This window comes from Rhodospirillaceae bacterium (assembly GCA_028819475.1).
GTDB lineage: Bacteria > Pseudomonadota > Alphaproteobacteria > Bin65 > Bin65 > Bin65.
Genome location: JAPPLJ010000060.1, coordinates 34,735 through 46,248 on the forward strand (window position 1 = coordinate 34,735; position 11,514 = coordinate 46,248).

The following is an 11,514-nucleotide window of genomic DNA, read 5'->3' on the forward strand; positions in this document are numbered from 1 at the left end:
ATGACCGATTCGCCAACCCGCTACCAGATCGGCATCGACGTCGGCGGGACGTTTACCGATTTCCTGCTGAGCGGCGGCGGGGCCGGGCGCATCTTCAAGATCCTGTCGACGCCGGACGATCCGTCGGACGCGGTCATGGCCGGGCTGGCGGAGATCGCCGCGGCCGAGGGGAAGACGCCGGAGGCGTTTCTCGGAAGGGTGCAGCGCATCGTCCACGGCACGACCGTCACGACAAACGCGGTGCTGACCGGCGCGACGGCGAAGACCGGGCTGCTGACGACCCACGGCTTCCGCGACGCGCTGCAGATGCGCCGCGGCATCCGCGAGGAGTTGTACAACAACAAATTCGTTGCGCCGAAGCCGCTGGTGCCGCGCCGGCTGCGCCTGCCGGTGCGCGGCCGCATTCTGGCGACCGGCGAGGAAGCGTTGCCGCTGGAGCCGGACGACGTGGCCGCCGCGGCACAGGCCTTCCGGGACGCCGGCGTTCAGGCCGTCGCCATCTGTTTCATGCACGCCTACGCCAACCCCACCCACGAGCGGGCAGCGGCGGCGCAGCTTCGGGCCCTGATGCCGGACGCCTATGTCAGCGCGTCCGCCGACGTGCTGCCCCAGGTCCGCTATTACGAGCGCACCAGCACAACCGTGCTCAACGCCGCCGTCGGCCCGATCCTCAAGCGCTACCTGGAGCGGTTGACCGGGCGGCTGGATGCGGCCGGCTTCGGCGGCGCCCTGCTGATCATGCAGTCCAACGGCGGGGTCTGTGCCCCGCAGGCCGCCATCGACAGGGCGGCCGCGACCCTGCTGTCCGGCCCGGCCGCGGGGCCGGTTGCCGCCGGAATCTACGCCCGCCGGTTCGGTTCGCCGCGCAACATCGCTATCGACATGGGCGGCACGAGCTTCGAGGCGTCGCTGACGCTCGACCGCGCGCCTGCGGTGACGACCGGCGCGACGATCGACAGGTTCGCCATGGCCCTGCCGTCGCTCGACATCAAGACGATCGGCGCCGGCGGAGGCTCGATCGCCTGGATCGACGGCGGCGGCCTGCTGCGCATGGGGCCGCAGAGCGCCGGCGCAAAGCCGGGGCCCGTTTGCTACGGGCTGGGCGGCGGCCGGCCGACCTGCAGCGACGCCAATCTCCTGCTCGGCTATCTCTCGGCGGATTTCTTCGCCGGCGGCCGGATGCGCCTCGATGCCGATGCAGCGCGCCATGCGATTGCCGGGGAGATCGCCGGACCGCTCGGCCTCGATCCGGTCGGCGCGGCGGCCGGCATGTACCGGGTGATGAATGTCAACATGGCCTCGGCGATCCGCGAGGTCTCCATCGAACGGGGCTACGACCCGCGGGATTTCCCGCTGGTCTGCGCCGGCGGCGCCGGGGCGATCCACGCCGCCATGATCGCCCGCGAGCTGGGCATCGGCACCGTTCTCGTGCCGCGCGAGGCCTCCATCCTGTGCGCCGCCGGCATGCTGCGCACCGACCTGCGCCACGACCTCGTGCGCTCCTGGGCGACGCCGTTCACGGCGCGGGACATGGATAGCGACGTCCTGCTGTCCCTGCTCCGGGACCTGGAAGCCGAAGCGCATGCCCTGCTGCGCGCCGAGGGCGTGGCGGACGACGACCGGGAGTTCGTCTACGCCCTCGACCTGCGCTATGTCGGCCAGTATCACGAGGTCCGGGTCGACGAAATCCCGGAAACGGCGCTCAAGTCCCTCGATCTGGAAACCGTCACGGCCATGTTCCACCGCAGCCACGACCGCATGTTCGGCTACGATCTCGCCGAGGAGGAGACGGCGGTGGAACTGGTCAACGTGCGCATGACGGCGCTCGGCCGGACCCCGAAGCCCGGCCTGGAGGTCCGGCGGGACGCCGGCCCCGACCCGGCGGCAGCCCTCAAGGGGCGCCGGCCGGTCTTCGAGCCCGCCGCGGCGGAATTCGTCGACGCGCCGGTCTTCGACGGCGGGCTGCTGGCGCCGGGCAACGCGCTTTCCGGGCCGGCCATCGTCGAGACGGCGGTGACGACGATTCTCGTTCCCGCCAGTTTCGATGCCGGGATCGACGCGGTCGGGACGGCGGTGCTGACCGACCGGGCGGCAGGTCCGGCATGACGGCCCGGACCGAAGCCATCGATCCGGTCCTGGCGTCGGTGATTGCCCGGCGGCTCAAGTCGATCACCGAGGAGATGGGCCTTGCCCTGCTGCGCACCACGCGCTCGCCGATCCTCAACGAGGCGCGGGATTTCGTCACCGGCCTCTACGACGCCGACGGCGACATGCTGGAGCAGACGGAATACATCCCGGTGCTCGCCTTTGCCCTGCAGCCGGTGTGCAAGCGGATCATCGCGTTCTTCGGCGCCGACATCCATCCCGGCGACGTCATCCTGCATAACGACGTGTTCAGCGGCGGCAACCAGAACAACGACGTTGCCGCCTTCCGGCCGATCTTCCATGACGGAACGCTCGTCGCCTGGGCCGCCTGCAAGGGGCACCAGGCCGATATCGGCGGCGCCCAGGCCGGCGGCTACAACCCGGACGCGCGCGAGGTCTGGCAGGAGGCGCTTCGCATTCCGCCGCTCAAGGTCTACGACCGCGGCGTGCTGCGCAAGGACGTGTGGGGCATGGTGTTCGCCAACATCCGCTACCGCATCGTCGAGGAGGATATCAAGGCCCAGATCGGCGGGACGCGGGTCGGCGAGCGCGCCATGCAGGAACTGATCGCCCGTTACGGCCTGGAGCGGTTCCTCGCCCACAAGGCGCATCTGTTCGACAGCACGGAAGCGACCGTCGCGCGCGGCATCGAGGCGATTCCCGACGGCCGCTACGAGGCGACCAGCACCGTCTTCTACGACGGCGTAACCGACGGCTCGACCATGGAAATCCGCCTCGCCGTGACGGTCGACGGCGGCCACGTCACCTTCGATTTCACCGGCTCGTCGCCCCAGACGCCGGGCTTCGTCAACGCGCCCTACGCGGCGACGGCCTCCGCGGTCATGCTGACATTCCTGATGCTGATCGACCCGGACATCCCGCACAATGCCGGCATCCAGCGCCGGGTCCACATCGTCAATCCCGAAGGTTCCTTCCTCAATGCGGCCTTCCCGGCGGCCACCACCTTCGGCAACTCGATCACCGGCCCGACCTCCGACGCGATCATGCGGGCCTTCGCCCAGGCGATTCCGGAAACCGTGACCGCCGGCTGGAACCGCTTTCTCGGCTTTGCCGTGACAGGCGACGACCCGCGCAAGGGCCGGCCCTATACGGACATCCTGTTCCTCGCGCTCAAGGGCGGCTCCGGCGCGACCTTCGGGGCCGACGGCTACGACCATATCGGCCTGATAAACTGCGCCGGCGGCATCCTCGCCCAGGATTACGAAATGTTCGAAATCCAGAACCCCCATGTCCTGGCGAAGCACGAATACCTGCCCGATTCGGCCGGTCCGGGGCGCTGGCGCGGCGGGCTCGGCACCGAAACCGCATTCCGCATCGACGGCGAGAATGTCACCGCTGTGGCGTTCGGCGACGGCATAGAGCCGGGCGCCGAAGCCTTTGGGCTGTTCGGCGGCGGCACCGGCGTGCTCAACCGGGCCGTGCTGCGCGCGCCGGACGGGACCGAGCGGGTGGCCAAGTCCAAACAAATCCTGCGCGACATCGCCAGGGGCACGGTGCTCGTGCAGACGGCGGGCGGCGGCGGCGGTTACGGCGAGCCCTTCGAGCGGCCGGCCGAACTGGTCGCCGAAGAGGTGCATAACGGGCTGATCAGCCCGGAGGCTGCGGCGCGCGACTATGGCGTGGCGGTCACGCCCGACGGCGAGATCGATCGCACGGCCACGGCGGCATTGAGGGGAGCGGAACGATGAACCGACCGCGGATCGACCATATCGGCCTGATGGTCGCCGACCTTGACGCCGCCGTGGAGCGGCTGCGGCCGGTTTTCGGCGACGAGGTGTCCTACAAGGACCTGCCGCAATACGAGCTCCGCACCGCGATCTTCCACACCGAAAACCTGGCGATCGAACTGCTCCAGTATACCGGCGAGGCGGCGTTCGCCCGGGGCGTCATGGGCAGCCGGCTCGGCCTCAACCATGTCTCGGCCGAAGTCGCCGACGCCGAGGCGAGCATCGCGGCCCTCAAGGAGCGGGGATTTGCCGTCAAGGACGGTTTCCCGGCCGACGGCGTGCACGGCCGGGTCGCCTTTTTCGAGCCGGACGACGTGACCGGCCTGCTGTTCGAGATCTGCGAGCCGTTTGCCGCCGGCCCCAAGGCCGATGCCGCCGACTGACCCACGGCAGCGCCTGTGGAATCCGGCGGTCGAGACCCTGCCGCGCGACGCGCTGCGGGACTTGCAATGGCACCGGCTGACCCGGCAGCTGCGCTATAACTTCGAGGGCTCCGCCTTCTATCGCGCCCAATTCGAAAAATCGGGTGCGGAGCCCGGCGACATCCGGTCGTTCGAGGATTTCGCCCGCCTGCCGCTCATGGACAAGGCGGATCAGCGCGCCGCGCAGGCGGAGTCGCTCGACCGCTTCGGCAACCCGTTCGAACTTCTGGCCTGCGCGCCGCGCGAGAAGATCGTCCGCATCGTCTCGACCTCCGGCACGAGCGGCACGCCGACCCTCTACACGCATACGGCGCACGACATCGCCGTCATCAACGAGATGCACGCCCGCAAATACTGGCGCGCCGGCATCCGGCCCGGCGACGTCATGCTCCAGGCGGTGTCGCTCAGCATGTTCACCGGCGGCCTGCCGCTGTCGGACGGCATCCAGCATCTCGGCGCCTGCGTCGTCCCGGTCGGCATCGAGGGCGGCACCGACCGCGTTCTGCAATATCTCGACCTTACGCGGCCGTGCGCCCTGCTGGCGACGCCGTCCTTCGGCCGGTACCTGATCGAGCAGGCGCCGGACCGCGCCGGCCGGCCGGCGCGCGACCTCGGCATCCGGTATTTCTTCTGTGTCGGCGAACCGGGCGGCGGCTTGCCGGAAGTCCGCAGCCTGCTGGCCGAGGGCTTCGGCGCCAGGGTGTTCGACCATACCGGCGGCGGCCATGCCTTCCACGGCATCTCGCCGGACGAGCCGCCGGAGCGCGCTTCCGGCATGCAGTTCATCTCCGAAGACCATTGCCTGCTCGAACTGATCGATCCGGAGACCCGCGCGCCGGTGGAGCAGACCGACGGCGCGGTCGGCGAGATGGTCTTCACCTTTCTCGATTGGGAAGGCACGCCCTTCATGCGCTACGCCCTGGCCGACCTGATCCAGCTGTGGGACGCGCCGCCCGATTGCCCGACGCCCGGCCGGCTGTTCCGCATCCTCGGGCGGACCGACGACATGCTGATCGTCAAGGGGGTCAACGTCTATCCGGCGGCGATCCAGGATGTTCTCGCCGGCTTCCGGCCCCGGGTGACCGGCCACTTCAGGATCGCCGTCGACGGGCCGGGGCCGCAGGTCGCGCCGCCGCTGGGCCTGAGGGTCGAGCATGGCGCCGCCGTGCGCAGCGACGATCTGCCGGCGCTGGCGGCGGATATCGTCCGGGCGTGCCGGGCGCGGCTCCGGGTGACGCCGGATATCGAATGGCTTGCGCCCGGCGCCCTGCCGCGCGAGGCCGGCAAGACCCGCCCGATCGAACGGACCGGGCGGCCGCGCGCAAGCGGTCAGGCGACCGCGTCGTCCGGCGTTGCGCGGTAGGGGAAGCGGGCCTCGATCCACTTCGCCGCGTGTACGACCCGCCAGTCCCGGCCGATACGGCCGATCAACTGAACGCCCAGCGGCCGGCCGGCCGGGCCGGCGAGCAGCGGCAGCGTCATGCAGGGCATATGAAGCAGGGTCCAGACCCGGTTCAGGATCGGATCGCCCGTGCTCTCGAGTCCTTCCGGCGCCTCGCCGGGAGCGGCCGGAGCGAGCAGGACATGGACGCCCGCCCGGCGCAGCATTTCGTTCAGCGAGGAGCGGCAGTGGTTGGCAAGGATGCGGGCGGCGCCATAGTCCCGGTCCGACAGGCTCTCTCCCAGTTCGAAGATGGCGCGCAATTTCTCCGAACAGAGGTCCGGATGGGTCAGCCGCTCCCAGGTCAGCGACCGGGTCGTTTCATAGGCCATGATCGTCCACTGGGCGTCGGCCAGACCGCCGAATCCGACCGGAAAAGTGATATCGGCGACATTCGCGCCGGCCCCGCGCAGCGCCTCGACGAATTCCAGGAGCGGCTCGATCGTGCCGCTTTCCGCGGCGGACCATTCCGCGGTCCGGCACAGGGCGAACCGTGGCGCGGCCTCCGGATCGTCGGGTTCCTGAAAGGATTGCCGGCCGTCGGACAGCGAGGAAAATTCCGCCACGTCGCCGACGTTGCGGGCGAAATACCCCACCGTGTCGAGCGAACCTGCCGACGGTTTGAACCCGGCCCGCAGCGTATAGCCGAAGGTGGGCTTGTAGGCGACGACACCGCAATACGAAGCCGGCCTGATCACCGAGCCGGCGGTCTGCGTGCCCATCGCCACCGGCGCCATCGACGCTGCGACGGCCGCCGCGGAGCCGCTCGACGAGCCGCCGGGCGTCCGGCCCAGGTCGCGCGGGTTTCGCGTCACGGTCGGATTGTTTGCGGCGAACTCGGTCGTCCTCGTCTTGCCCAGGATGATGGCGCCGGCAGAGCGGGCCAGCGCGACGCAGGCGGCGTCGGCGCGCGGCCGGTGCCCCCTGTAGATCGGGCTGCCGTATTCCGTGGCATAGTCCGCGGTCTCGAATATGTCCTTGACGCCGAACGGCACGCCGGCCAGCGGCTTGTCCCTCCCGTCTCGGTCCACCGCGCGCGCCTGTTCGATCGCCAGATCCGGGTCCATGGCCGCCCAGGCCTGTACCCGGCCGTCGATCTCGTCGCATCGTTCCAGAAAGGCGCGGATCACCGCTTCGGCCGTCCAGCGCCCTTCGTTCACGCCCTGCGCGATGTCACGCGCCGTCAATTCGACAAAACTGCGTTCCTGGCTCATCCCGACACCCTGCCCGTGTTTGCCGGACCCGTGTTCACCAAGGCCGGCGCCTCGTCACCGGCCCTCGAAAACGGGCTTGCGTTTTTCCGCGAAGGCGGCGCGGCCTTCGGCAAAATCCCGGCTGTTCGCGCACGCCGCGACCGCCTCCTCGCAGGCGATACGGCCGGCCTCTGCAGGCTCCCCCAAGAGATAGCCTATTGTCTCCTTGGCCGCACGCACCGACATGGGCGCATTGTCGGCGATTGTCCCGGCGATGCGCGCAACCTCGGCGTCGAGCGCCGCTTTCGCGTACACGCGGTTGACCAGACCGAACCCGTCCGCCTCAGCGCTGTCGTAACGCCGGCCGGTGTACAGCATTTCCCGCGTCGGGGCCGGGCCGATCAGATCGACCATCCATCTTACGAAGGTCAGGGGAAAGGCCAGCCCAAGACGGGCCGACGGGATGCAGAACTGCGCGTCGTCGGCGGCATAGCGCAGGTCGCATGCGGCGGCCAGGGCCACGCCGCCGCCGAAACAATAGCCGTGGATCGCCGCGATCGTCGGTTTCGGGCAGTCGGCCACCGCTTCGAACAGGTCGCCGGCCAGGGCCAGATACCGGCGCTCCGCCTCGTCCGCATCCCGTCCCCTTTCGAACTCTGCAAGGTCGCCGCCGGAAACGAAGGCCCGGTCGCCGCCGCCGGTCAGCACGAGCACGCGCTGGCCGCCGTCGTCGGAGAAGGCGCGCACGGCATCGAGCGCCTCCTCGATCATTCCCATGGACAGGGCATTGTGCTTCGCCGGCTGGTCGAAGATCAGCCACCGGACCATGCCGTCCGTGCGCAGGCCGATCCTGCCGGTCGGTGTCGCGGCCGGTCCGACGGCCGGTGTTACGGTCGAATCGGAAGTCATCGGGGCCTCGCCGGGGCGTTCGGTTCCGCCTCGCCCGAAGCGATGGCGGGCGCGCGTTCGGTCCAGTCCGTCACTTTCTGATACGCGTCGCCGAGGCGCAACAGGGTGGCCTCGGCGAACGGCCGCCCGACCAGTTGAAACCCCGCCGGCATCCCGCCGGTCTGGAAGCCGCAGGGAATCGAAACCGCCGGCAGGCCGAGGAAGCTGAACGGCCGGGTGCAGCGGCCGAACCGGGCCATGACCCTGGCGGCCCCGTCGGAATCCGCGACGGCGCTTTCGGCCAGCGTCGGGGTCGGATCGTCCAGCACCGGCGTGAACAGGACATCGGCCTGCGACAGGGGCCCGGCGAGCCAGCGCGCGAGAACCGGCCCCCGCTCTCGCAGGGCGCGGAGATAGTCGACAGCGGAAATGGACAGGCCGGTCTCCATGCCCTCCCTGATGCCGTGGTCGTAATCGCCCGGACGGTTGCGCATCCAGTCTTCGTGAACGGCGGCCGCCTCCGCCTTGAGGACGATCACGGCCAGCCGGAAGGGCACGGCAGGATCGGGCACATCGACCGGCGTCACGGCGACACCGAGGCCGGCAAACGCCTCCAGCGCAGCGTCCAGCAACGCGCGGATACCGCCGTCGACCTCGTCAAGGAAATAGGTGGTCGGTACGCCGATCCGCAGCCCGGCGACCGGCTCTTCAAGCGCCGCGCGGTAATCGGGAACCGGAACCGCCTCGGCTGTCGGGTCCGCCGGATCGCGCCCGGCGACCACCTGAAGCAGCAGGGCGGCGTCCTCGGCGGTCCGGGCGAGCGGCCCGGCGCTATCCATCGACCAGCTGCGCGGAAAGATGCCGTGGCGGCTGACCCGGCCCTGGGTCGGACGCAGGCCGACCGCGCCGCAGAAATGCGCCGGCATCCGGACCGACCCGCCGGTATCCGTGCCGAGGGAGGCGAAGATCTGCCGGGCCGCGACGGCAGCCGCCGAGGCGCCTGAAGACCCGCCAGGAATGCGCGCAGGATCCCAGGGATTGCGGCAATCGCCGTGGTGCCGGTTATGGCCCGTGGCGCCGGCAGCGAACTCCGAAGCGCCGAGGGTGCCGATCTCGACGGCTCCGGCGGCGTCCAGCCTGGCGAGGACGGTCGCCGTATTGTCCGCGACCCGGTCGTTCAGGAGGATGCCGCCGGCGGTCGTGACCCGGCCGGCCCGGTCGAACAGATCCTTGTGCGCAACGGGGATTCCGTCCAGCGGGCCGAGGGATTCGCCGCGCGCCCTGCGGGCGTCCGAAGCCGCCGCGGCGGCGGCCGCGCCCTCGGCGTCCACGGTCAGGAAAGTGTTGAGAACGGGCTGCTGGCGCACGACCCGGTCGAGGCAGGCCGCGGCCAGTTCGCCGGCCGAAATGCCGCCGCCGGCGAGCTGCGCGGCGGCGGCCGAAAGCGTCAGATCGGCCGGGTTGCCGGTCACCTCGCGGCGGCGCGGACCAGCCGGCGCCGCAAATCGACGCCGGGCTCGACGGCCGGATCGGCCGGCCCGACTCTCTTCAGGACCGCCGAGAAGTGCGCCAGTTCGTCTGCAACCTGGTGCCGGTCCGGCGCGCCTGTATCGGTCCCGGTGCGCGCCGCCGCCGGAGTCTCCCGGGTATCGCCTGTCATGCACGGCCTCAAGGTGGAGAAGAAAGCGGCGCAATATTGACCTTGCCTCCGCCTTCTCGCAAGGTTTCCGCGCCGCGCGGCGGTCGTCGGAAAGGCCCTGCGCACACGCTGGAGGCGCCCCTTGAAAGCCATCCGTTTCGACCGGTTCGGCGGGCCGGAGGAACTGAAACTGGTCGACCTGCCCGATCCGCAACCGGGCCCGGGCGAACTGCTGATCGAGGTCCATGCCGTCAGCGTGGTGCCGGGCGACTGGAAGCTGCGCAAGGGCGAGCTGACCGCGATCTTCCCGGTCCGGCCGCCCAAGGTGCCGGGGCGCGACGGCGCCGGGATCGTGCGGGCGGTGGGCGCCGGCGTCGACCGCTTCGCCGCCGGCGACCGGGTCTGCTTCACCTGCCAGCATGTCGACCAGGGCTCCTATGCGCAACTCGCCGTCCGCCCGGTGGACGATGTCGTGCCGATGCCCGAAGGCTTCGGTTTCGTCGAGGCTGCCGCCGTCATGCATGCCGGGGTCTGCGCCTGGATCGCCGTGGTGGAAACCGCCGGCGTCAAGGCCGGCGACCGGGTGCTGGTGCACGCGGCGGCCGGTGCGATCGGCGGCATGGCCGTGCAGTTGTGCAAGCATCTGGGCGCCGAAGTGACCGGCACCTGCAGCGAACGCAACCGCGGCCATGTCGCCGCGCTGGGCTGCGACCGGATCGTGCCCTACGACACGGTGGCCTTCGAGACGGCGGTGTCCGGCCAGGACGTTGCGATCGACCTGGTCGGCGGCGCGGTCCACACCCGCTCCTACGGCGTGCTGCGGCCCGGCGGCATGCTGGTCTGGCTGATCGCCGCGCCCTTCGAGGACCGCTCGGCCGGGCTGGATATCGCGGTGCGCCAGGCCATGATCCAGGACAATCGCGATATCCTGGCTTCCGTCGTCGGCCTGGCGGAGGCCGGACATCTCCGGCCGCTGATCAGCCGGGTCCTGCCGCTGGACAGGGCCGCCGAAGCGCACCGGATTCTCGAAGCCGGGGAAAACACCCGCGGCCGGCTCGTGCTGGAAACGCAGCGCTTTGCGAACTGAAGGGCGTTCCCGGTATTTCCCCAGGCGGCCGCAGACCCGCGCGATACGGCCCTCAAGCCGTCAGCCCGGTTCCGTTTCCGCTTCGCGCTTGGGTTTGAGGAGCTTGGAGATTGCCTTTTCGGTCTTGATCAGATGCGCATCCATCAGATCGATTGAGGCAGCCACGTCGCGGCCGATGACCGCTTCCATGATCCTTTCGTGATCGCGCTGGGCGTCGAGCTGGCGGCTCTCGTCGGCTCCGGTCTGGAACAGCCGCAGTTTCCGATAGCGTTCCGATTGGTCCGCCAGCGTGTTCCAGAACTGCAGGAGCCAGTCCGAACCGCAGGCGGCGACCAGCGCGTAGTGGAACTGGCGGTGGCAGCGTTCCCAGTTGGCAGTCGTTTCCCGGGAGTCGGTCGGGTCGGGAAACGGGGTTCGCGACATGACATGGAAGGACCGCACAATCTCCGCTTCCCAATTCGCATCGCCCAGTTCGATCGCCTTGGTCAGGCACAGCCTCTCGATTTCCCGGCGGGTTCGGATCATGTCGCGGAACTCTTCGAGATTGTCGTCGGGCACGCGCGCGCCGCGATAACTTTCCCAGGATACGAGCCCCTCGCTGGTCAGGCGCATCAGCGCCTCCCGGATCGGCGACAGCCCGAGCCGGTAGCGCTCGTTCAGGTCGGCCACGCGAAGCCGCTCGCCCGGCATCAGCGCGCCGTGCAGGAGCTCCTGCCGAAGAAATTCATAGGCATCCGCGCTTGTGCGTCTTGCCATGACTGCTCCCGTCATTCCTGAATCGATAAATTATTCAAATAGAGTTTTGAGTAATCATTACTCTATTGTGTCGATCCGAATTTACCGAAACCCGGAGGCCAATTATACCTCGAACAGAAACGATCGGGCCCTCGCTATATTCGCGCATGCCTGTCCGGTCACGGTCCGGACGGAGGCCGGCGGAAATCGTCGCGA

At 69.5% G+C, this 11,514-nt stretch carries 10 protein-coding genes; 5 read left to right on the forward strand and 5 right to left on the reverse strand.

Annotated elements, in window-relative coordinates; translation table 11 throughout:
* From OXM58_17915 to OXM58_17930, 4 genes are read left to right on the forward strand one after another with little or no spacing between them, the layout of a single operon-like run.
* On the forward strand, positions 1-2,106 hold the full coding sequence (locus tag OXM58_17915; protein ID MDE0150236.1) for a hydantoinase/oxoprolinase family protein: 2,106 nt from the start codon (positions 1-3) through the stop codon (positions 2,104-2,106).
* Positions 2,103-3,854, forward strand: a complete 1,752-nt coding sequence (locus tag OXM58_17920; protein ID MDE0150237.1) for a hydantoinase B/oxoprolinase family protein — start codon at positions 2,103-2,105, stop codon at positions 3,852-3,854. The genes OXM58_17915 and OXM58_17920 overlap by 4 nt, the downstream gene beginning before the upstream one ends.
* Positions 3,851-4,276, forward strand: coding sequence for a VOC family protein (locus OXM58_17925; GenBank protein MDE0150238.1), 426 nt, complete (start codon positions 3,851-3,853; stop codon positions 4,274-4,276). The genes OXM58_17920 and OXM58_17925 overlap by 4 nt, the downstream gene beginning before the upstream one ends.
* Complete coding sequence (locus OXM58_17930; GenBank protein ID MDE0150239.1) at positions 4,263-5,678, forward strand: hypothetical protein; 1,416 nt, start codon at positions 4,263-4,265, stop codon at positions 5,676-5,678. Before OXM58_17925 ends, OXM58_17930 begins: the two co-directional genes overlap by 14 nt.
* Here OXM58_17930 and OXM58_17935 read toward each other — a convergent pair.
* Genes OXM58_17935 through OXM58_17950 form a run of 4 tightly spaced genes read right to left on the reverse strand, consistent with a single transcriptional unit; the run spans position 5,645 to position 9,497 of the window.
* Complete coding sequence (locus tag OXM58_17935) at positions 5,645-6,970, reverse strand: amidase (GenBank protein ID MDE0150240.1); 1,326 nt, start codon at positions 6,968-6,970, stop codon at positions 5,645-5,647. The two genes, OXM58_17930 and OXM58_17935, sit on opposite strands and share 34 nt — an antisense overlap.
* A gap of 54 nt (positions 6,971-7,024) precedes the next feature.
* The gene (locus OXM58_17940) at positions 7,025-7,858 is read right to left on the reverse strand and encodes an enoyl-CoA hydratase (GenBank protein ID MDE0150241.1); all 834 of its coding nucleotides are present in this window, start codon (positions 7,856-7,858) and stop codon (positions 7,025-7,027) included.
* Complete coding sequence (locus OXM58_17945) at positions 7,855-9,309, reverse strand: amidase (GenBank protein ID MDE0150242.1); 1,455 nt, start codon at positions 9,307-9,309, stop codon at positions 7,855-7,857. The genes OXM58_17940 and OXM58_17945 overlap by 4 nt, the downstream gene beginning before the upstream one ends.
* A complete protein-coding gene (locus tag OXM58_17950; GenBank protein MDE0150243.1) occupies positions 9,306-9,497 on the reverse strand; it encodes a hypothetical protein in 192 nt (63 codons plus the stop codon). The genes OXM58_17945 and OXM58_17950 overlap by 4 nt, the downstream gene beginning before the upstream one ends.
* Before the next feature lie 121 nt (positions 9,498-9,618).
* Here OXM58_17950 and OXM58_17955 point away from each other — a divergent pair, with 121 nt between their 5' ends.
* Positions 9,619-10,563 (forward strand): NADP-dependent oxidoreductase, encoded by a 945-nt coding sequence (locus OXM58_17955; protein MDE0150244.1) that lies wholly within the window; start codon positions 9,619-9,621, stop codon positions 10,561-10,563.
* Between the two features lie 60 nt (positions 10,564-10,623).
* Here the strand turns inward: OXM58_17955 and OXM58_17960 are convergent, their stop codons facing one another.
* Positions 10,624-11,319, reverse strand: coding sequence for an FCD domain-containing protein (locus OXM58_17960; GenBank protein MDE0150245.1), 696 nt, complete (start codon positions 11,317-11,319; stop codon positions 10,624-10,626).
* Positions 11,320-11,514 lie beyond the last annotated feature (195 nt).

What these genes read in the sequence shown, in the direction of transcription:
- OXM58_17915 (MDE0150236.1), top strand. Translation starts at nt 1, where the DNA reads ATGACCGATTCGCCAACCCGCTACCAGATCGGCATCGACGTCGGCGGG.
- OXM58_17920 (MDE0150237.1), top strand. Translation starts at nt 2,103, where the DNA reads ATGACGGCCCGGACCGAAGCCATCGATCCGGTCCTGGCGTCGGTGATT.
- OXM58_17925 (MDE0150238.1), top strand. Translation starts at nt 3,851, where the DNA reads ATGAACCGACCGCGGATCGACCATATCGGCCTGATGGTCGCCGACCTT.
- OXM58_17930 (MDE0150239.1), top strand. Translation starts at nt 4,263, where the DNA reads ATGCCGCCGACTGACCCACGGCAGCGCCTGTGGAATCCGGCGGTCGAG.
- OXM58_17935 (MDE0150240.1), bottom strand. Translation starts at nt 6,970, where the DNA reads ATGAGCCAGGAACGCAGTTTTGTCGAATTGACGGCGCGTGACATCGCG.
- OXM58_17940 (MDE0150241.1), bottom strand. Translation starts at nt 7,858, where the DNA reads ATGACTTCCGATTCGACCGTAACACCGGCCGTCGGACCGGCCGCGACA.
- OXM58_17950 (MDE0150243.1), bottom strand. Translation starts at nt 9,497, where the DNA reads ATGACAGGCGATACCCGGGAGACTCCGGCGGCGGCGCGCACCGGGACC.
- OXM58_17960 (MDE0150245.1), bottom strand. Translation starts at nt 11,319, where the DNA reads ATGGCAAGACGCACAAGCGCGGATGCCTATGAATTTCTTCGGCAGGAG.